General features: G+C 61.7%; 19 protein-coding genes and 1 tRNA gene. 4 read left to right on the forward strand and 16 right to left on the reverse strand.

The window, feature by feature from the left end; genetic code table 11:
- Positions 1-80: 80 nt before the first annotated feature.
- Complete coding sequence (locus tag MU551_RS12925) at positions 81-3476, reverse strand: pyruvate carboxylase (protein WP_247045144.1); 3396 nt, start codon at positions 3474-3476, stop codon at positions 81-83.
- A gap of 316 nt (positions 3477-3792) precedes the next feature.
- On the opposite strand from MU551_RS12925, the gene MU551_RS12930 reads away from it, so the two are divergent.
- Positions 3793-4614: a ParA family protein gene (locus MU551_RS12930; RefSeq protein WP_247045146.1), complete on the forward strand. Its 822-nt coding sequence runs from the start codon at positions 3793-3795 to the stop codon at positions 4612-4614.
- A 139-nt stretch (positions 4615-4753) separates the two neighbouring features.
- On the opposite strand, the gene MU551_RS12935 is transcribed toward MU551_RS12930, so the two are convergent.
- The 5 genes from MU551_RS12935 to gcvH all read right to left on the reverse strand — a co-directional run bounded on the left by MU551_RS12935 (position 4754) and on the right by gcvH (position 7871).
- Positions 4754-5347, reverse strand: coding sequence for a MerR family transcriptional regulator (locus tag MU551_RS12935; protein ID WP_247045148.1), 594 nt, complete (start codon positions 5345-5347; stop codon positions 4754-4756).
- Between the two features lie 237 nt (positions 5348-5584).
- Entirely contained in the window at positions 5585-6088 is a 504-nt protein-coding gene (locus MU551_RS12940) for a bifunctional nuclease family protein (RefSeq protein WP_247045150.1), read from the reverse strand.
- The gene (gene ftsR / locus MU551_RS12945) at positions 6088-6804 is read right to left on the reverse strand and encodes a transcriptional regulator FtsR (protein WP_247045152.1); all 717 of its coding nucleotides are present in this window, start codon (positions 6802-6804) and stop codon (positions 6088-6090) included. The genes MU551_RS12940 and ftsR overlap by 1 nt, the downstream gene beginning before the upstream one ends.
- Positions 6805-6827: 23 nt before the next feature.
- Positions 6828-7301 carry an FHA domain-containing protein gene (locus tag MU551_RS12950; RefSeq protein WP_247045154.1) on the reverse strand — a complete coding sequence of 158 codons (474 nt, stop codon included), beginning with the start codon at positions 7299-7301 and terminating at the stop codon, positions 6828-6830.
- Positions 7302-7484: 183 nt separating this feature from the next.
- Positions 7485-7871 (reverse strand): glycine cleavage system protein GcvH, encoded by a 387-nt coding sequence (gene gcvH, locus MU551_RS12955; RefSeq protein WP_247045156.1) that lies wholly within the window; start codon positions 7869-7871, stop codon positions 7485-7487.
- A 132-nt stretch (positions 7872-8003) separates the two neighbouring features.
- Between gcvH and MU551_RS12960 the strand changes: the two genes are divergently transcribed.
- Positions 8004-8876 carry a DNA-formamidopyrimidine glycosylase family protein gene (locus tag MU551_RS12960; RefSeq protein WP_247045158.1) on the forward strand — a complete coding sequence of 291 codons (873 nt, stop codon included), beginning with the start codon at positions 8004-8006 and terminating at the stop codon, positions 8874-8876.
- 50 nt (positions 8877-8926) lie between these two features.
- Here MU551_RS12960 and MU551_RS12965 read toward each other — a convergent pair.
- From MU551_RS12965 to MU551_RS13010, 10 genes are all read right to left on the reverse strand, one after another.
- Positions 8927-9003: transfer RNA gene (locus MU551_RS12965), tRNA-Pro, on the reverse strand.
- A gap of 138 nt (positions 9004-9141) precedes the next feature.
- Positions 9142-10692, reverse strand: a complete 1551-nt coding sequence (gene der, locus MU551_RS12970; RefSeq protein ID WP_247045160.1) for a ribosome biogenesis GTPase Der — start codon at positions 10690-10692, stop codon at positions 9142-9144.
- A 10-nt stretch (positions 10693-10702) separates the two neighbouring features.
- The gene (locus MU551_RS12975) at positions 10703-11386 is read right to left on the reverse strand and encodes a lysophospholipid acyltransferase family protein (RefSeq protein WP_247045228.1); all 684 of its coding nucleotides are present in this window, start codon (positions 11384-11386) and stop codon (positions 10703-10705) included.
- A 25-nt stretch (positions 11387-11411) separates the two neighbouring features.
- Complete coding sequence (cmk, locus tag MU551_RS12980) at positions 11412-12125, reverse strand: (d)CMP kinase (RefSeq protein WP_247045162.1); 714 nt, start codon at positions 12123-12125, stop codon at positions 11412-11414.
- Positions 12125-13234 carry a prephenate dehydrogenase gene (locus MU551_RS12985; protein WP_247045164.1) on the reverse strand — a complete coding sequence of 370 codons (1110 nt, stop codon included), beginning with the start codon at positions 13232-13234 and terminating at the stop codon, positions 12125-12127. The genes cmk and MU551_RS12985 overlap by 1 nt, the downstream gene beginning before the upstream one ends.
- Positions 13235-13237: 3 nt before the next feature.
- Positions 13238-14443 (reverse strand): pseudouridine synthase, encoded by a 1206-nt coding sequence (locus MU551_RS12990; protein WP_247045166.1) that lies wholly within the window; start codon positions 14441-14443, stop codon positions 13238-13240.
- Between the two features lie 109 nt (positions 14444-14552).
- On the reverse strand, positions 14553-15212 hold the full coding sequence (gene scpB / locus MU551_RS12995; protein ID WP_281507135.1) for an SMC-Scp complex subunit ScpB: 660 nt from the start codon (positions 15210-15212) through the stop codon (positions 14553-14555).
- Complete coding sequence (locus tag MU551_RS13000) at positions 15209-16051, reverse strand: segregation and condensation protein A (protein WP_247045168.1); 843 nt, start codon at positions 16049-16051, stop codon at positions 15209-15211. The genes scpB and MU551_RS13000 overlap by 4 nt, the downstream gene beginning before the upstream one ends.
- Before the next feature lie 6 nt (positions 16052-16057).
- Positions 16058-16957 (reverse strand): ParA family protein, encoded by a 900-nt coding sequence (locus MU551_RS13005; RefSeq protein ID WP_247045170.1) that lies wholly within the window; start codon positions 16955-16957, stop codon positions 16058-16060.
- Between the two features lie 279 nt (positions 16958-17236).
- Positions 17237-18577, reverse strand: a complete 1341-nt coding sequence (locus MU551_RS13010) for a cation:dicarboxylate symporter family transporter (protein ID WP_247045171.1) — start codon at positions 18575-18577, stop codon at positions 17237-17239.
- 138 nt (positions 18578-18715) lie between these two features.
- Between MU551_RS13010 and MU551_RS13015 the strand changes: the two genes are divergently transcribed.
- Both MU551_RS13015 and MU551_RS13020 read left to right on the forward strand, forming a co-directional pair.
- Complete coding sequence (locus tag MU551_RS13015) at positions 18716-20338, forward strand: sensor histidine kinase (protein ID WP_247045173.1); 1623 nt, start codon at positions 18716-18718, stop codon at positions 20336-20338.
- Positions 20335-21048: a response regulator gene (locus MU551_RS13020; RefSeq protein ID WP_247045175.1), complete on the forward strand. Its 714-nt coding sequence runs from the start codon at positions 20335-20337 to the stop codon at positions 21046-21048. The genes MU551_RS13015 and MU551_RS13020 overlap by 4 nt, the downstream gene beginning before the upstream one ends.
- Positions 21049-21154 lie beyond the last annotated feature (106 nt).

Raw genomic sequence — 21154 nt, forward strand, 5'->3', positions numbered from 1 at the left:
GAACCGCCCCCACAGTCTTCCGTCAGCCCCAGCTTAACCCGTACACGCTCCGGATTGGGGCTGCGATTCGCTCTTTATCCTTACTCGACGACCAGCAGCAAATCTCCGCCCTGCACCTGCTCAATGCTGTTGATCGCAACGCGGGACACGGTACCGGCCAGCGGGGTGGTGATCGAGGCTTCCATTTTCATGGCCTCGATGGTTGCAACGGTGTCGCCTGCCTTGACCTCGTCCCCCGGCTTGGCAGTAAGGGTCACAGCGCCGGCAAACGGAGCCGCTATTTGCCCTGGCTGTGAAGTGTCCGCTTTTTCGGCTGCCTTGACGTTGCTCACCACCGAGCGGTCACGGACCACGACGGGCCTGGATTGGCCGTTCAGGGTGCACATCACCGTGCGCATTCCCTTTTCGTCAGGTTCCGAGACTGCTTCCAGGGAGGCAATCAACCGCACGCCCTTCTCCAGCTGGATCACATGCTCCTCACCCCGCTGCAGCCCGTACAGGTAGTCACGGGTATCAAGGACCGACAGGTTGCCGTAGCTATCGACGCTCTTGAGGTAGTCCTTGGTCGGGCCCTCAAAAAGAAGCCTGTTCAGAGTCTGCTGGCGGGTCTGGGAGTCGGACTGCAAAGCTGCACTGTCAGCAGCGCTCAGCTCCGCATCCCTGACCTTGATGCTGCGCCCCTGGAGCGCCTTGGTCCGGAAGGGTTCGGGCCAGCCTCCCGGCGGATCTCCGAGCTCGCCGGAAAGGAATCCGATGACGGAGTCAGGAATGTCGTAGTTCTGAGGGTTCTCGTTGAAGTCCGCGGGGTCCGCATTAAGCCCCACGAGGTGCAGCGCAAGATCCCCGACAACCTTGGATGAGGGAGTCACCTTGACGAGACGGCCCAGGATCCGGTCGGCGGCGGTGTACATGTCCTCAATGGCTTCGAAACGTTCTCCAAGCCCCAGAGCCATGGCCTGCTGCCGCAGGTTCGAAAGCTGCCCGCCAGGTATCTCATGCTGGTAGACGCGCCCTGTGGGGCCGGGCAGTCCCGACTCGAAGGGCGCGTAAACGCGACGCACGGCTTCCCAGTAAGGTTCCAGCGAGCTCACCTTGGCCAGGTCCAGCCCGGTATCGCGCGGTGTGTGCGCGAGGGCCGCCACGAGGGCTGACGCAGAGGGCTGGCTTGTTGTTCCCGCAAGCGATGCAGAGGCGACATCAACGGCGTCGACCCCTGCCTCCACGGCCGCCAGCAACGTGGCGAGCTGGCCGCCTGCAGTGTCATGGGTGTGCAAGTGGACCGGGAGGCCGAACCGTTCCCGGAGCGCCGTTACGAGGCGTGCAGCAGCGGCGGGACGCAGCAGGCCGGCCATATCCTTGATCGCCAGGATGTGGGCGCCGGCGTCGACGATCTTCCCGGCCAGGTCCAGGTAGTAATCCAGCGTGTACAGCTGCTCATCCGGATCCAGCATGTCACCGGTGTAGCAGAGGGCAACTTCAGCAACAGCGGTGCCCGTGGCCCGCACCGCCTTGATGGCAGGAGCCATCTGGCTGACGTCGTTGAGCGCATCGAAAATTCGGAAGATATCAATTCCCGTTGCGGCAGCTTCGTTGACGAACGCCACCGTCACTTCTTCCGGATACGGTGTGTAGCCCACTGTATTCCTGCCGCGCAACAGCATCTGGAGACAGATGTTGGGCAGCGCCTTCCGCAGGGCTGCAAGCCGCTCCCAGGGATCCTCACCGAGGAACCGGAGCGCCACATCGTAGGTAGCGCCACCCCATGCCTCGACAGATAGCAGTTGGGGCAAAAGCTCCGAGACGGCGGGCCCCGCGGCTACAAGGTCCCGGGTCCGGACGCGTGTGGCCAGCAGGGACTGGTGGGCATCACGGAAGGTTGTGTCCGTGACAGCTACAGGCTGCTGGGCGCGGAGCTCGGCAGCAAATCCCTCAGGCCCGAGTTCCAGCAGCCGCTGACGGGAGCCAGCCGGGAACGTTGACCCTGATACAACAGGAAGCTTGGACGCCGGATCCGAGTGGACGGTTAGCTCCCCATGGGGTTTGTTGACAGTGACGTCGGCAAGCCACGTGAGGAGCTTGGTTCCGCGGTCCGCTGATACGCGGGATTTCAGGAGCTCGGGACGTTCGTCGATGAACGATGTCACCACGTTGCCCGCAACAAAGTCCGGGTCCTCGAGGACCGCCTGCAGGAAGGAGATGTTCGTAGAAACGCCCCGGATGCGGAATTCCGCGAGAGAGCGCTTGGCCCGCGCCACCGCAGCAGGATAATCTCGCCCCCGGCAGGTGAGCTTTACGAGCATGGAGTCGAAGTGCGGACTGATCTCCGCACCCGAGTACACCGTGCCGCCGTCGAGCCTTACACCGGCGCCGCCGGCAGAGCGGTAGCCGGTAATCTTCCCGACGTCGGGCCGGAACCCGTTGGCCGGATCTTCAGTGGTAATCCTGCACTGGAGGGCGGCACCCTTGAGCTGCACGGTGTCTTGGGAGAGACCAAGGTCAGCCAGGGTCTCTCCTGACGCGATCCGCATCTGGGCCTGAACGAGGTCGACGTCCGTGACCTCTTCCGTGACCGTGTGCTCCACCTGGATGCGGGGGTTCATTTCGATGAAAACGTGCTGGCCGGCCCGCTCACCTACCGTATCCACGAGGAACTCAACCGTACCGGCATTAACGTAATTGAGCGCTTTGGCGAACTTGACGGCGTCACGGTAAAGAGCCTGCCGGATCCCTTCGTCAAGGTTCGGTGCCGGAGCGATTTCGATGACCTTCTGGTGCCGCCGCTGGATGGAGCAGTCACGTTCGAAGAGGTGCATGACGTTCCCCTCCGCGTCGGCCAGGATCTGCACCTCGATGTGGCGGGGGCGCAGGACAGCCTGCTCGAGGAACATCGTAGGATCGCCAAAAGCGGCGTCCGCTTCCCGCATGGCTGCCTGCAACGCCTCCGGGAGCGCGTCACGGGTGTCCACCCGGCGCATGCCTCGTCCGCCGCCTCCTGCCACGGCCTTGGCAAAGATGGGGAACCCGATCTCGTCGGCCGCGGCGATGAGTTCGTCAACGTCCTTCGAGGGTGCACTGGATTTCAGCACCGGCACGCCAGCGTCCCGTGCTGCCTGGAGTGCTGCCACCTTGTTTCCTGCGAGTTCAAGAACTTCAGCCGGTGGGCCTACGAAAGTGATTCCCGCTGCTTCAGCTGCGCGCGCCAAGTCAGGGTTCTCAGAAAGGAAGCCGTAGCCGGGGTAGATGGCATCCGCACCGGACTCCTTGGCCACACGGACGATTTCATCAACATCGAGATACGCCCGTACAGGGTGGCCCTCTTCGCCGATCAGATACGCTTCGCCCGCCTTTTGGCGGTGAATCGAGTTGCGGTCTTCATACGGGAATACAGCAACTGTCTTGGCTCCCAGCTCATAGCCGGCGCGGAAGGCGCGGATAGCGATTTCACCGCGGTTTGCCACCAGAATCTTCGAAAACATACTTCTCCTGCATCATCGCGGGTGTATCGGTAGGTGGTCACAGTGTCTAAGACGCTTGCGTTCAAAGACAAATCATTGTGTCCGCTATCACAGAATTATCCGTCATGTCGGACTCCCCCTGAAGCGGAACAGCCAGCGGAAGCTCGGTGAACTACCGGGATCAGGACTCTTCCCGCCATCGGCGACGGATAAAGCAGGATTTGACTCAAGGTCAACATATGATGAGTTGGGCGGCGTACGAACGCCCCGGGCTTCGGGATACGCCGAGGCCGACTCTACCCCAACACGGCAACCGGCGTTAGGTATTGGTTTTTCAGTGCAAGTAGTCAGCATCAGCAGCCTCAAAGGCGGTGTCGGTAAGACATCCGTTACCACCGGACTGGCGTCTGCGGCACTCGCCGCCGGCATCCCGACCCTCGTTGTGGATCTTGATCCCCACGCCGACGCCAGCACAGCCCTGGGCGTCCAGCCCGACGGTCAGCTGGACATCGGCAGGATGCTCAAGAGTCCCAGACGAGCCCGGCTGGGGGATAACGTCGTGCCCAGCGGCTGGCTCAAGCGCACCTCCGTCAATGGTTCCCCTGCGCCCGTTCTGGATGTAGCCGTCGGTTCCGCTTACACCGGGATCTACGACCGTCCTGACCTGGGCCGGCGCGATCTGCGAAGGCTTTCGCATGTCCTGGCCACGGCGGACAACTATGAGCTTGTCCTGGTCGACTGCCCGCCCTCACTCAATGGCCTCACACGGATGGCTTGGTCAGCCAGCGACAAGGTAACCCTCGTGGCAGAACCCGGATTGTTCTCTGTCGCCGGAACCGAGCGCACCATGCGTGCCATCCAGCTGTTCCGGCAGGAATTTGCCCCGGGGCTCTCCCCCGCCGGCATTGTCGCCAACAGGGTCCGCAGCGGATCATCAGAACATGCCTTCCGCCTGGCCGAGATGCAGAGCATGTTCGGCAAGCTCCTGCTGACCCCTCATATTCCGGAACAGGCCAACTGGCAGCAGATCCAGGGAGCGGCCCACGCTGTCCACCATTGGCCGGGAGATTCCGCCAAGAACTCCTCAGCCCTCTACGACTCCCTGCTGCAGAACCTGTTGTCCGCCGGGAACGACCCCCAGGGGCGCGGCAAGCGTTAGGTACTCCCCGCATACGCCGGCAAACGCCGGCTGAGCGATAGATGATTTAGCGAACGACGGCGGAGGCCGCCTTCCTGTTGGAAGGCGGCCTCCGTCTTTGCTGTCTACATTAATCCGAGCGGTTCAGGTGTCAGCTCAGTCAACTGATTTTCCGGGCGGCCCGGCGCTTGCTGAGTTCGTCGTCGGGAAAGGACTCCGTGGCATGTTCACTGGGCAGCGCCGCGAGGCTCCCTTCCACTTCGCGCCAGACGCGGCCTACCGCTATGCCAAATACACCTTGTCCGCCCTGGACGAGATCGATAACTTCGTCGGCGGAGGTACATTCGTAAACGCTGGCGCCGTCGCTCATGAGAGTGATCTGCGCGAGGTCTTCGACGCCCCGCTCGCGCAGATGTTCAACTGCGGTGCGTATCTGCTGAAGGGAGACTCCTGTGTCCAGTAGTCGCTTGACCACCTTGAGAACCAGGATGTCGCGGAAGCCGTAAAGTCGTTGGGAGCCCGAACCTGCGGCGCCCCGCACTGCCGGCTCCACCAATCCTGTGCGCGCCCAGTAGTCCAGCTGACGGTATGTGATCCCCGCTGCCTTGCATGCGGTGGGGCCACGGTAACCTGCATCTTCGTCAAGGACGGGAAGGTCCTCGGTGAAGAGGAGGCCCTGGGCACCGCTTGCGGGCAGGGCAACGCCAGCCGTTGAGGGCTGTTTCAGCTCGCCTGCTTCGCCTTTAGGACTCACGTGGACACTCCTTGTCATATGCTCCCCTAAGGAAGTTGCAACACAGCGGCACGAACAAAAATCCATCCGTGTAATTCTGCCGAGGCTGCACATTCCAGTGTGACTTGCGCGGCTGCTGTATGCAATGGGAACTTGTATCTTCGACGTTAGGCCTGTGGAGGCGCGAGGTCAAAGATGTAGGGGTGTTTGGAAGGGCGTGTCGAAACTTTCAGGCTGAGCTTTAACCTTAGCGTGGCCTCAGCCGTCGAAATCCTCGGGCTCCACGTCATCCAGGAACTCGCGGAAGCGCCGCAATTCCCGCTCCTCGTCTACCGTCGGCCCTGGATCGGTCTCTTCACCGTCGTCATGCTCAGTGATCCGGACGCCTGCCTCCTCCATCACGGAGTCGGCGCACCAGATGCGGCATTTGGCCCTCAAAGCCAAAGCCAAAGCATCCGAGGCCCGGGAGCTGACGGTGCTGCCATTCTCGAACTGAAGCTGGCCATAGAAGATGTTGTCCTCAACGGCGACGATGTTGACACTGACGATGCTGTGGCCGAGGGTCTCCACGACGTCAATGAGGAGATCGTGGGTCATGGGGCGCGGTGGGACCACGCCTTGCTGAGCCAAGGCGATGGCGCTGGCCTCCGGAGTTCCGATCCAGATGGGAACATGGCGTTCCCCATGGATCTCCCGCAGGAGAACCAGTGGCTGATTCGAGGGAAGCTCAATCCTCACCCCGACGATCTCTACTTCTATCATCAGATGTCCATCCGGGAGATTCGATCCTGAACAAGCGCCCGGTGCAAGGACAGGCAGATGTCGCTGATCTCACGGGCCGCTTCGGCCGCGCGTGCCTGCGATGCGGCATCCTTGCGTGAAGTGAGGGTTGCAACGGCCCGCTCCACCAGTCCGAATTCCCGTTCGGCGGCGGCCTGGAAGGGGCGGAGGTGCCTTGGTTCCAGCCCGTGGCTCTCCAGTTGGACGCAAGCCCGCGCTACCTGGAGGGCGTGTTCATCGAAGGTGCCGTTGACGTGCGAAATGAGCCCGAAGCTCAGCAGTGACTGAAGAAGCGGAACGCTTGCTCCTGACTCCGCCCGCAGCTGTTCTTCGCTGAGCCTGCGCACGCGTGTCTGGAGCTCAGCTGCCAGGTCGTCCGAAACGATACGGGGCGAAACATTCACGCCGGGAGGCAGGTTATCCGGACGCTCCCCCCGGTCTATGGCATCAAGATAATCCTTGATCACTTTCAGCGGCAGGTACTGGTCGCGCTGCAGGGCAAGAACGAACCGCAACCGTTCGACGTCTCCGTCTGAATACTGCCGGTAACCGGCGGGAGTCCGCTGCGGATTAATCAGGCCCTTTTCCTCAAGGAACCTGATTTTAGACGCAGTCATATTGGGAAAGTCATCGCTCAGCTGCGCCAGCACTTCCCCAATATTCAGGACTTGCGGTCCCCGCCGTTCCGGCTGTGCCATGGCCACAGGCAACTACTCCGTAATCAGCCCTGGCCTGCGCGGGCAGGGCTCAGGTAGAACGTAAGACGGAACTTGCCAATCTGGACTTCGTTTCCGGACCTAAGCTCCACGGCGTCGACCCGGTCATGGTTAACGTAGGTTCCGTTGAGGCTGCCGGTATCAACCACCTCGAAACTGCGATCGGTACGGCGGAATTCCACATGCCGGCGTGAGACGGTGACGTCGTCGAGGAAAATATCGGCATCAGGGTGGCGCCCCGCCGTGGTGACATCCGAGTCGAGCAGGAATCTGGCGCCCGCGTTTGGACCGCTGTGTGCTACGAGCAGGGCAGAACCGAAAGGCAGCGCCTCGACGGCGGCCCGCTCCTCACGCGACAGTTGCGGAGCAATAGCTGGCTCATCGCGGACAGGCGTGAGATTGATGGAGGTGGTTTCCGACGACTTCGTCTCACCCTTACCGAAAATACCTCTGGCTCGGTGACGTTCATGGCCAACCATGGTTCCTCCTCATCCGTTGCAGCCGCCCCGCCTGCAAACAACCCGTCTCGTCCGGAAATGCCTGGCACATCCGGTCTGCGGCGCGTCGTCCGGCCGTTGATTACTCAATCGAACATCCAAATCAATGGTTCGAATCAGACGTTCATCGAAGTTCAATGGCCGGACGTCGCTGCCCAGTAATCTTTAGCCTACCTGTTGTTCGTACTCGGCTGCACTGAGTAGCGAATCAACGGCGTCGGGTTCCGCAAGCTTCACTTCGATCAACCAGCCATCTCCGTAAGGATCTGAATTGATCAAGGCGGAATCTGTGTCGAGTGATTCGTTGCGGGCAACCACTTCGCCCGTAACCGGCGCGTAAATGTCGCTGACGCTCTTGGTCGATTCGACTTCACCCACGACGTCGTTCGCCCTGACCGTGGTTCCTACCTCGGGCATCTGCGCGAACACGACGTCGCCTAGTGCGTCCTGGGCGAAGTCCGTGATTCCCACGCGCACAACGCCGTCGGCATTGGGCGCCGAGACCCATTCGTGTTCTGCAGTATAGGAGAGGTCTTCGGGGATGTTGCTCATCAGGGGGCCTTTCATCGGGTCAAACTCCAATGTCAACGGAAGCCTGCTGAACAAGCCGCCGCTGAAAGTATAGGCACATCAATCCCTCCGAAGGCCGCTGATTTTGCCACCTCCCTGTGGCACAGTGGTGACATGCCAGAACTCCCCGAAGTGGCCGGGCTGAGCGCCTTCCTGGACTCCCAGCTTCGTGGAGCCGTGATGACGCAGCTTCAGATTGTCTCGTTCGCCGTTCTCAAGACGGCCGATCCGCCTTACTCCACCCTGGAGGGCCGGGAGATTCAGGGCGTGCAACGGTACGGGAAGTTCATCAGCATCGATGCCGGCAACGTATTTCTTGTCTTCCACTTGGCGAAGGCAGGCTGGCTGCGGTACACGGAGTCCCCCACTTCAACCCAGCTCCGCATGGGAAAAGGGCATATCGCGGCGCGCTTCGCCCTGACACGCGGACCCGATATGCACATCGGGATCGACCTGACTGAGGCAGGGACACGGAAAAGTCTGGCCGTCTACGTTGTCCGGGATCCTTTTGACGTTCCTGGGATCGCCACACTCGGGCCGGATCCGCTGAGCCCATCCTTCGATATCGAGACTTTTGCCGCGATATTGGCGCCGAATCCGCACCAGATCAAGGGGTTGCTACGGAACCAGGGCACTATTGCCGGCATCGGGAACGCCTACAGCGACGAGATCCTGCACGCCGCCAGGATCTCACCCTTCGCTGTCGCCAAGTCCCTGGACCGGGCTACAGTCCAGGTGCTCTATGACGCCATCCACGCAGTGCTGGGAGCCGCCGTAGCGGAGGCCGCCGGCAAAGCTCCAAACGAGCTCAAGGACGCCAAACGAAGCACAATGCGGGTCCATGGCCGGGCCGGCCAGGTATGCCCCGTGTGCGGTGACACTGTCCGGGAGGTTTCTTTCGCGGACACGGCACTGCAATATTGCCCTACCTGCCAAACCAAGGGGAAAATTTTAGCGGACCGCCGCACCTCAAAGTTCCTGAAGTAGGCAAACAAAAACCCCGCCGATCCGGTAAAGGATCGACGGGGTTTTTTGGTTGGTCGGGCTGACAGGATTTGAACCTGCGACCCCTTGACCCCCAGTCAAGTGCGCTACCAAGCTGCGCTACAGCCCGTCAGTTCCGCCGTTCTCCGCTTCGATGAGATCTGAGAATTTCATCTAAGCAGTCCGGCCGAACCACCTCCAAAAGCTTACACGATTCCGGAGGGTGCCTGTGACACCGAAGGGGCATCACAGGCCTTGTGTGTCCAAATTAACGCTTCTTGCCACGCTTTTCGCGGACACGCATGTTGACCTCGATGGGAGTTCCTTCGAAGCCGAACGTTTCACGCAGCCGGCGGGTGATGAAGCGGCGGTATCCGGGGTCCAGGAACCCGGTGGTGAAGAGCACGAACTTCGGCGGACGGCTCGACGCCTGGGTGCCGAAGAGGATGCGGGGCTGCTTGCCGCCGCGGACCGGGTGCGGGTGTGCCGCGACGAGCTCACCGAGGAAGGCGTTGAGCCTGCCTGTGGGGATACGCTTGTCCCAGCTCTCAAGGGCAACGTCAAGGGCAGGCACCAGCTTGTCCTTATGCCACCCGGTTTTTGCAGAGATGTTCACACGCGGGGCCCAGGCCACATGAGCGAGGTCCTGGTCGATTTCGCGTTCCAGGTACTTCCGGCGCTCGTCATCCAGCAGATCCCACTTGTTGAAGGCAAGGACCAGGGCACGGCCGGACTCGATGGCCAACTGCAGGATGCGGACGTCCTGCTCGCTGAGCACCTCATCCACGGCCAGGAGCACGACGGCGACCTCCGCCTTCTCAAGCGCCGCCTGGGTACGCAGGGATGCGTAAAAATCCGCTCCCTGGGCCATGTGCTGCCGGCGGCGGATGCCAGCGGTGTCGACGAAACGCCAGGTGCGGCCGCCGAGCTCGATGAATTCGTCGACGGGGTCGCGGGTGGTGCCGGCAGTGTTGTCCACCACTACCCGTTCCGAACCGGCCAGTTTGTTGAGCAGGGAGGATTTGCCGACGTTTGGCCGGCCGATCAGCGCAACCCGGCGGGGGCCGCCGGAGCGCTCAAGGCCCTCGATGGTGGAAAACTCAGGAAGGGTGTCCATCACGTGGTCAAGGAGATCCGCCACACCGCGGCCATGGAGCGCTGAGACCGGGTAAGGCTCGCCGAATCCCAGGCCCCAGAGTGTTGATGAGTCTGCTTCCTGTGCGAAGTCATCCACTTTGTTGGCCACCATAATGACCGGCTTCTTGCTCTTCCTGAGCATCTTCATGACGCCTTCATCGGTGGCTGTGGCACCGACCGCGGAATCAACCACGAAGAGCACGGCGTCAGCAAGCTCCACTGCCATCTCTGCCTGCTCTGCAACCCTGGCGTGGATGCCGCGGGCATCGTGCTCCCAGCCGCCGGTATCCACAATGGTGAAGTTACGGCCGTTCCAGTGGGCCGAGTACATCACGCGGTCACGGGTTACTCCGGGTGTGTCCTCGACTACGGCCTCACGGCGGCCAAGGATCCTGTTGACCAGCGTGGATTTGCCCACGTTCGGGCGGCCGATAATGGCAAGCACGGGATCCAGCTTGACGGGTCCGTCAAAGTCGTCATCCGCGTAGAGCCCGTCAAGGAGGGCCGCGTCTTCCTCATCAAGGTCGTAGTCCTCCAGGCCGGCCCGAAGGGAGGCCGCGCGGACCTCCGCCTCGTCGTCGTCCAGAGCTGCAAGGTTCTCCGCCACCTGGTCTGTGCCGGTGGGCGTGTATTCGTCTTCGCCGGCGCCAAAATTGCCGGAGGTTTGAGTCGTATCGCTCATTGCACTTTCCTTAGTGGTGGTCTGCCGGCGTCCCGGCTACTGCTTCATAACGTTTTTGCGGGGAATCCGCGAGGGGCAGAGGCTGCCCGCTGACTTGAATTGCTTGCTGGATGTGCTGCGCCAACGCAGCACGGATCTCGGTTCCCGCCCTGTCCATTGAAACACGCCCCGTCTCGCCGGGTTTGCGGGTGACGTGGAGGGGATCACCGAAATGGACATGAAGTTGCCTGCGCGGCCGGGGCAAGGCGTTGAGGTGCTCGCCCCTGATCCTGGTGCCGAGAATTGCAACGGGCACAACCGTTGCACCGGAATTGAGCGCCAGCCATGCCACACCGTTATTGATCGAGGACGCTGAGCCACTCCCCCGGGTTCCTTCGGGAAGTATGCCGACGCACCGCCCGGCGTCGAGCACGTTCTTGCTGAGCTGGAGCGCCTGTCGGTCACCCGAGCGGTCAACCGGCAACTGGCCGGACGCGCGGAGAACCTGCCCGAGGAAGCCCGTGAACAACTCCTTCTTGACGAGGATGTGCATGGGCCGTGGGGCCGCACCGAACATCAGCGGCCCGTCGAGGAAGCTGATGTGGTTGGCCGCAAAAATCACCGGGCCGGTCACCGGAACCTTGGCGCGGCCACGGACTGAGGTGCAGTAAAGGACATGGGTGATGAACCAACCAACGGGACGGCTCCATGCCATGCTCAGACCGACCCGAAGTCCGGGCTTAGTCACGGTTGATTACCTTGGTGACGATGGCGAGGGCTGCATCCACGGTCCCGTCAAAGTCCAGGTCGGAGGAATCGAGGGTCACAACACCGTCGGCCGCCTGGGTGAAGTTCACAACTGTGGAATCCTTGGCATCACGATGCGTCACCTGGGCGGCAAGCTCCTGCTCATTCTGGGTGCCTCCGAGCTGGATGCCACGGCGGCGAAGCCTGGCTTCTTCGCTGGCGGTGAGAAGCATCCGCACTTCGGCTCCCGGTGCCACAACGGTAGTGATGTCCCGGCCTTCCACCACAATGCGCCGGTTGTGCTGTTCGATGAGTTCACGCTGGCGCCGGATCAGTTCGGTGCGGGCACCAAGGGTGGTTGCCACAGTGCTGACAGCCGCGGAAATAGCCGGCTCCCGGATCGCGTGAGTCACCTCCGCACCGCCAACCCTGACGTATTCCTCGAGCGGGCTTGTGCTGATTTCCAGAGGCAGCTCCTCGGCTGCCTGCTCCACAGCCGCACGGTCCTCCAGATCGATTCCCTGGTCAAGGCAGTACCAGGTAAGTGCCCGGTACATTGCGCCGGTATCCAAATAGGCAAGGCGGAGCCGACGTGCCACTTCCCGGCTCACACTTGACTTGCCCGAACCTGAAGGACCGTCGATAGCCACGACAAGGCCCCGGCCCTGCCGCAGCATGGGCAATGTATCGATGAGTTCCTGTGTCATTACTGAAGTACCCGCCATCCGCGGTCGTTGAGCGCCTCAATCAGCAAATCATGCTTGTTTGGCAGAACGGACAATTCCACCATGCCAACATTCTGCCCTGAAGAATGGTCCAGGCGCAGGTCCTCGAGGTTAACGCCGATCTCGCCGATCTCGGTGAGGAGGCGCGCGATTTGGCCGGGCCGGTCATCCACAAGGACAGTGAGCCACGAATACGCCTGCGGCGGGCCGCCGTGTTTACCTGGAATCCGGGATTGCCCGGCGTTGCCCTCGCTGATCAATTGCGCCAGGTCCAGCCGTGCGCCGGGAGCGAGTGGATCCTCGAGAGTCCCGATGAGCCTGTTGAGGTCTTCACGGACCCCGTGGAGGATTTCCACCACTTTCTCCGCATTCGCACCAAGGATCTGAACCCACAGGGTGGGATCGCTCGCTGCTATGCGGGTGGTGTCTCGCAGACCGTTGCCCGCCAGTGACAGGGCGTGCAGGGGGATGCCTTGCAGGCGGCTGGCCAGCAGCGACGACATCACCTGAGGCAGGTGGGAAACCAACGCCACAGCTTCGTCGTGTTCTTGAGCGTCGAATTGGGAAACAATGGCGCCAAGATCCGTCGCCAGGGCATGGGCTGTCAGGAGAGAATCGGGCAGGGTTTCCTCAGAAGGGCACAGGACCCAAGGCATGGAGGTAAACAGTTCACCCCTTGCCGCAACAGGCCCGGCTTTCTCCCGCCCGGCCATGGGATGCGTTCCCACGTACCTGCCCATGTCCGCGCCACGGCGACGCAGCTCCTGCTGGATCCCTGCTTTGACGCTGGCGATGTCGATGACGACTGCCCCGGGGTAGTCCCCCAGGGCGCGCTCGACGACGTCGGCCGTTACGTCGGGAGGAGCAGCCACCACCACCAGTTCGGGCTGCTCCGTTCCCAGTCCGGACAGGGGAAGCCCCGCCCCGATGTCAACGGCAACTGCCTGGTTGGTGGGTGACGGATCGGACAGGAAAACGGGGACGCCGCGGCCACGTAGGCCGAGGCCGATGCTGGCACCGAGCAGCCCGGTACCAATCACCACCACGGGGCCATTCAGGTGGCCGCGCCCGTGAGTACCGAATGCCGACATTCCTTAGAGCCCCACTGATGCCAGCAGGTGGCCGACTTCCTGCTTGCCCAGGTTCCGGATACTGCCCTGGCGCTGGTCGCCCAGACCGATCGGACCAACCTTGACCCGGACAAGCCGGAGAACCGGGAAGCCCACGGCATCGAAGAGCCGGCGCACAATCCGGTTCTTTCCGGAGTGCAGCACCACTTCGATCAGCACGTGGCCGGGCGTGGAATCCACCAGCTTAAAGGAATCAACAGAAGCAATGCCGTCCTCAAGCTCAACGCCGGCCCGTAATTGGGCGCCCACTCCCTGGGGGAAGGGCCCCCGCACCTGGACGAGGTACGTCTTGGGCACTTCGTAGGAGGGGTGCGTCAGGCGGTTCGCCAGCTCGCCGTCGTTGGTCAGCAGCAGCAGACCCTCGGTGGCGACGTCGAGGCGGCCGACGTGGAACAGGCGTTCGCCGTGGTTGTTACGGACAAAATCACTGATGCACGGACGTCCGTCGGGATCCTCCATTGTGGAGACAACGCCCTTGGGCTTGTTGAACACCATGTACACGAGGGATTCATCGAGCTGGATGCGCAGGCCGTCCACGTGGATGACCGCAGTCTTGGGATCGACGCGGACGCCGAGTTCGGTAACCACCTGGCCGTCAACTTCCACGCGGCCTTCAGCGATCATCTCCTCGCAGACCCGTCTGGAGGCGACGCCAGCCTGAGCCATGACCTTTTGCAGCCTGATGCCGTCGGCATCGTGAAGTTCTGACTGGGGTACTTCGTTGCGCGGGCCGCGCCTGCGTGCAGGCTTCCGCACCGGTCCAAGGTTCTGGCCGAAGCGTTCGCTGCCGAAGGCGCGCGGGCCTGCGGAATTCTGCGCGCCGGTCCGAGGCTTCGGCTTCAGCGCTCCGGGTGTGCCGGGAGTTTTTCCTGCCCCTGGCTTCCGTGCGGCAGGCTTCCTGGCCGAGGGCTTAGCACCGGTCTTCCAGTCGCCGGACTTGGCTGCGTCAGTTCCCCTGCCCGCCGGGGCGCCGTCCGTGGGCTGCTCATCGGGGTCGATGAAGCGCTCCTCGCGGGGCTTGGGGTGCTTAAAGGGCCGGTCTCCGCCGCCCTTGGAAAAATCGCGTTGGCCAGCATTTCGCTGTGCCCCTGTGCGCGGTCCTGCAGTGCGTCCTGAACTGTTACGTCCTGAACTGCTACGTGGTGAACCCTGGCGTCCCGCCTGTGTCATGACCCGTCCTTCGTTAATGTGGCCGCGCTGTGTATCTCTGTTCAACACACTAGCCAGCCGTGCAGAATAATTCTGCCCTTGTGGTTACTCTCCCGCAGGCCTCAGCGGCCTACATTCTTCCGGCATCATAAAACTCTTCTATGCCTTCAAGCCCCGGAAGATGGGGTGAAAGCTGAGGCAACTCAGCCACCGAGCCGATTCCCATGCGTTCCAGGAAAAACGACGTTGTGCGGTACAGGATGGCCCCGGACTCGGGGTCGTTTCCTGACTCCTCAATCAGTCCGCGTTGGGTGAGTGTCCGCACGACGGAGTCAACATTAACCCCACGAATTGCAGACACCCTTGCCCGTGAGACGGGCTGGCGGTAAGCGATGACGGCGAGCGTCTCAAGCGCCGCCTGCGTCAGCCTGGCTGTCTGTCCTTCAAGTACAAAGCTGCCGACCAGATCGGCGAACTCAGCGCGTGAATAGATCCGCCAGCCTCCGGCGATACTCCGCAATTCAAAACCCCGGGGGCTGGTGCCGAAGCCAGCATCGCTGGCATCGTCCATGTCCGGGGCTTTAACAGTATAGCCGTTATACTCGCGCTGCAGTTCCGTCAGGAGCTGTTCGACGACGTCGACGGTCAGGTTGAGCCCGGCGGCAAGCTCAGTGGGGGTGGCCGGCTGGTCGATGACCATCAAAACGGCTTCGAGCGCTGCACGGGCACCGCCTGGGAGTTTTGACAGGTCGTTTCCGGTCTCTTCGGGTGCCGCGACCGGTTCATTCAAGGTTGTTCCTCATATTCTTCGCTCAGATTCTCGCTGCTCCAGGAAGCAGCATCAGCGGTCCAATGAACTGTCAGGTCCCCCAGCGGCTGGAGCTGGTCGAATCCGACCGCCTTGTCACGGTACAACTCAAGCAGCGCCAGGAACCGGGCAACCACCACCAGGGTGGACTCGGCGTCGGAAATCAGGGCCCTGAACGACAACGGCTTTCCTTGCTGCAGCTTCAGCCCGATGATCTCCGCCTGCTCTTTCACACTCACAGTGGAGCCGTGAAGGTGGCCCAGGCCCACCTGGGTCACGGGGGCATCCTTTGGCTTCAGAGCCGATTGCGCCAGGGCAGCGAACTGCTGAGGGGTATGCCGCCAGACGAGTTCAGGAAGCAACGCCGCAAAATGGCTCTCAAGTGCCACCTGGCGGGGGTAGCGGCCTGCTTCCAGTTCCAGCGTTGAATTGATAAGGCCGGCGACCTCCTTGAAGGCCTTGTACTGGAGGAGCCGGGCGAACAAAAGGTCCCTCGCCTCAAGCAGGGCGATATCCTCGTCATCCTCGACTTCTCCGGCCGGAAGGAGCCTGGCCGCCTTGAGGTCAAGAAGCGTTGCCGCTATCACCAGGAATTCACTGGCCTCATCCAGCGCCCATTCCTCGCCGAGCTTCTGCAGTCCCCGGATGTATTTGATGAACTCATCGGTGACCGTTGCCAGCGCCACCTCCGTGATATCCAGCTGATGCTTGGAAATAAGGCCGAGGAGGAGGTCGAAAGGGCCTGTGAAATTCGCGAGCCGCACCTCGAAGCCCGGCTTTTTAGCTACGCCCGTCTCCGCAACATCGACTGCAGTGGTCATTGCTGACTAGGGCGCGCCGCCGCGCGAGATCAGTTCTTTGGCCAGGTTCCGGTATGCATCGGCGCCTATGTGGTTGCCTGCGTAACTGGTGATGGGTTCTGCGGCTACGGTTGCATCGGCGAACTTGATGGAACGCTTGATGACGGTTTCGAAGACTTTGTCCCCGAAGGCTTCCACCAGCCGCGTGATGACCTCACGGCTGTGCAGGGTCCGGGCGTCGTACATCGTGGCCAGCACACCGTCCACCTGGAGCCTGGGGTTCAGCCGGTCCTGCACCTTGTCGATCGTTTCCACCAGCAGGGCCACAGCGCGCAGCGCAAAGAACTCACAGATCAGGGGGATGATAACGCCATGGGCTGCCGTGAGGGCATTCACGGTAAGCAAGCCGAGGGAGGGCTGGCAGTCGATGAGAACGACGTCGTAGTCATCCTCAACGCTCTTCAGCGCCCGGTCCAGAACCTGTTCACGGGCGACTTCATTAACCAGCTGGACCTCGGCCGCCGAGAGATCGATGTTTGCCGGAAGCAGGTGAACGTTCTCCACGCCTGTCTGGTGAATGGCATCGCGGATGTCCACCTTGCGGTCCATGAGCACGTTATAGACGGTCAGGTCGAGCTCATGCGGGTTGACGCCCAGGCCCGCGGACAAGGCGCCCTGGGGATCGAAGTCCACGAGGAGGACACGCCGCCCGTATTCTGCCAGAGCCGCAGCGAGATTGATGGTGGACGTGGTTTTGCCCACCCCGCCCTTCTGGTTCACCATGGCTATAACGCGCGCCGGCCCGTGCGATGACAGCGGTGCGGGTTCCGGAAACTCACGGTGGGGGCGTCCTGTGGGACCCATGACCGCGTCTTCCAGATCGAGGTCCATGCCTTCCAGAGTTGCTGAACCGTGTTCGCTGCTCACGTATCTATCCACACTTTCGATGACGGTGATTATTGCCGGTGCATATTTCCGGTGATTATTGCGCTGATCTCTTGCCGCTGGCTTCCCAGCGCCGATCCTGCTTCTTCCCAAGGTTACAGCGCCGGGCTTGGTATTCAACGGACCCCGACACGCTCCCTTGCCCGTGCCTTTACCTTCTGGTAAAGCTTGAAGGCTTCGCTTTGAAAACGGAAACCGCCCGCACAGCGGTTGCTGTGCGGGCGGTTCCGTATGTGATGTTGAAGGGTGTTGCGGGGAGGCCTAGACGGTGGCCGGAACGGCCTGTGCCTTGGTCTCCTCGACTTCGTGGTGATGGGCGATCATGGTCGTCTCGTCGAACGGCTCTTCACCGGAGAGCACACGCTCAACCTGGCCGCCGTCGATCTCCTTGACCCACGTTCCGATGAGCACCGTGGCCACGGCATTACCGGTGAAGTTGGTCAGGGCGCGGGCTTCGGACATAAAGCGGTCGATGCCGACGATCATGCCGACGCCACCCAGCAGCTCGGGCTTGTGTGCCTGCAGCCCTGCTGCCAGCGTGGCCAGACCGGCACCGGTCACACCTGCTGCACCCTTGGAAGCGATGATCATGAAGATCAGCAGTGAGACCTGGGCTCCGAGGTCCAGCGGTGTTCCCATGGCGTTGGCAACGAACAGTGACGCCATGGTCAGGTAGATAGCGGTGCCGTCGAGGTTGAAGGAGTACCCCGTCGGGACCGTGACGCCCACAACCGGCTTGGAAATACCCAGGTGCTCCAACTTGGCGATGAGGCGAGGAAGCGCCGCTTCGGAGGAGGACGTGGAGAAGATCAGCAGGTATTCGCGGCCCAGGTACTTCATGAGCCGGAAGATGTTGACGCCTGCAACAGCCTGCAGCAGACCGCCCAGGATCACAACGATGAAGAGTGCGCAGGTGACGTAGAAGGCCGCCATGAGCGTGAACATGCTCACGATTGCTGCGAAGCCGGTAGCACCGACCACAGCAGCGATGGCGCCGAAAGCACCGACCGGGGCGAGCCACATGATCATGATGAGGATCCGGAACACAACCGCCTGGCCGTGGCCGATTGCCTTGAGAACCGGAGCACCCTGGGCACCCATCTTCTGCAGTGCGAAACCGACGAGGATCGCGGCAAAGAGAGTGGGCAGGACCGGAATGTCGCCCGGAATGATGCCCAGGAGGAAGGCGACAGTGCTGTCTACTTCAGCCTTCTTGTTGGGGTCGTACGGCGCCAGCTTCAGGCCCTCGCCCGGGTGGATCAGGTTGCCCACTACCAGGCCGATGCCCAGCGCGAAGGTCGACATGATGACGAAGTAGCCAAGAGCCAGTCCGCCGACCTTTCCGACCGTGGCTGCTTTGGCGATGGAACCGATCCCCAGCACAATGGTGCAGAAGATAATCGGGGCGATCATCATTTTGATCAGCTTGATGAAGCCATCACCCAGCGGCTTGAGCGATTTTCCTACTTCGGGAAACAGCAAACCGACGAGTGCGCCCAGGATAACGGCGGCGATGACGGCAATGTAAAGGTAATGGGATTTGTCCAGCCCCTTGCGGGCGGCCTTGGCAGGCGCTGCTGACTCTCCTCTTTGAGAAGCCATGATGTGTCTCCTTTGGATAATCTGGAAGACGTTCGGCACAGTCTCTGAGCTCTTCACGTCGGTCCGGTGTGATATCCATCATTGGGTACATAGTGATCTGGCTCACCGTTGCGTTCATATTGGTCATGAAAGGTACCCATGAGGCACAAATGGAGCATTGCCCGCAGGCTGTTCGTGGCGCACCTGCTGTTTGTGCTTGCCCTCACCGCGATCGTCGGCACGGCAACGTTCCTTGACGCGCGTGATCATGCCTATGCAGAGGCGGGACGGCGGATGGCGGGAGTGGCGACAGCGATTGCCGACAACCCTCTGGTCCTGGACGCCGCAGCCACACCGGATCCTACAAGCACGCTTCAGCCATATGCGCTCAACGTCATGCGGGACGCCGGCGCTGATTTCATCACCATCATGGCTCCTGACCGGACAAGGTGGACCCATCCCCGGAACGAAGAAATCGGACGACCCTACATTGGCTCAATTGACGCCGCACTTGCCGGGAATGTCTATACCGAGGTCACGGCGGGGACACTGGGCCCATCAGTGCGCACCATTGCGCCCGTCAAGGACGCTGCCGGGAACGTCAAGGCCCTGGTTTCGGCCGGCGTGACGGTACGGACCGTGGATGTCGCGGTTTCCGGGCGCCTGCCAGCCGTCCTGGCGATCGCTTTCGCACTCCTGGTGGGCGGTTCGGTGGCGTCCTGGCTTCTCGGAAGGTACCTCCGCAGGGTTACCCGGGGGTGGGGACCCGAACAACTCGCGCAACTCTTCGCGTACTACGAATCCGTGCTTCATTCAGTCCGCGAAGGAGTCATCCTCATTGACAGCAAGGGAAAAGTGGTCATGTACAACGACCAGGCTGCCGAGCTCCTGGGGCTGGCCCCACGGGAGACCGACGGCGACCCGAGCGATCCGCCGTCGCTCTCTGAGCTGCCGTTGGCGTCAAGCCTGCAGACACTGTTCGAATCGGGAAGGCTGGCCCACGACGAAATCCATCTGACCGGCTCCCGCATTCTGGTGGTCAACCAGGGGCCGGCACTTGGACCACCAACCCAAGGCCGCCAGCGCGACGAGGTCTTCGGCACAGTTGCAACCATCCGTGACAGGACGGAGATTGAGTCCCTTGGTTCGGAGCTGGAAACCATGCGGACGTTGTCTGCCGCGCTTCGTTCCCAGACCCACGAGCACGCCAACCGGCTGCATACACTGGTCTCCCTGATGGAACTGGGACGAACAGAAGACGCGCTGGATTTTGCCACAAAAGACCTCGAACTCAGCCAGAAGCTAACTGATGAGTTGGTTGATTCCGTTGAGGAGCCTGTGCTCAGCGCCCTGGTCATGGGTAAAGCAGCGGAGGCACACGAGCGCGGCGTCGAACTGGTTCTCGAGGCGAAGGGGTCAACGGAACTTGCGGGCCTCGCCATCCAGGATCTGGTAACCATCCTCGGAAACCTGTTGGATAACGCTATTGATGCCGCCGCTGAGGCCCCCTCCCCCAAACGTGTGGAGCTTGCCCTGCACTCCACCGGGGAGAGTCTTGAGATCACGGTGCAGGATACTGGTAGCGGAGTTGATCCACGATCTGTGGATGACGTTTTCAGTTACGGTTTCAGTACCAAGGCACCCGGCAAGTACGGTCGGGGCATTGGACTGGCACTGGTCCGTCAGGCAGTCCAGCGTTTGGGTGGAACGTTGACCATCACCAACCCGGGCGGTGCGCTGTTCCGCGTTGTTCTGCCGTCCGGTACTAAGGAGCAGTTTTGAGCGATATCCGCGTGCTCGTCGTCGAAGACGAGCCAATCGCCTCCGCCGCACATGCCGCCTATGTGCAACGCCTCGACGGATTCTCTCTCGCGGGGACTGCCCCGGACGGACAGTCTGCCCTCCGGCTCCTGGCGGAGTTTTCCGCCGCCGGGAACCCGGTGGAGCTGGTGCTGCTGGACATGAATCTGCCGGATCTTCATGGACTGGATATTGCGCGCCGGATGCGGTCGTCCGGCCTGTTTGCCGACATCATCGCCATAACCGCCGTACGGGAGCTCAACATAGTACGCAGCGCCGTCGCAATCGGAGTGGTCCAGTACCTGATCAAGCCCTTCACGTACGCCACCTTCGCCGAGAAGCTGACCAACTACCGGCTGTTCCGGGAGCAGCTGGCATCATCCGACGACGGAAAAAACAAAACCGGCGCTTCCCAGAGCGACGTCGACCAGGCCTTCGCGAGTTTGCGGACGCCGTCGGAACTCCAATTACCGAAGGGCCTGTCCGTATCCACTTTGGACGCGGTCAAGGACTTTCTTCGCAAGGAAGATGCGGCAGTATCTGCCAGCGAAGTAATGGATGAGCTGGGAATGTCCCGCGTGACTGCGCGGCGCTACCTTGAGTACCTGGCGGACGCGGGATCGGTATCGCGAGCGCCCAGATACGGAGCACCCGGCAGACCCGAGAACGAGTATCGCTGGACCCGCGCCTGACCTATCTAAGCGCGCTCCTCTGTATACAGAAACTCTTCCCAGCTGGATAAATCTGCATGATTCTCCCGATCGAGGCAGTCCGTGTATACACTGAGGGTGGGACCAG

The sequence above is a fragment of the Arthrobacter rhizosphaerae genome (assembly GCF_023062595.1).
GTDB lineage: Bacteria > Actinomycetota > Actinomycetes > Actinomycetales > Micrococcaceae > Arthrobacter > Arthrobacter rhizosphaerae.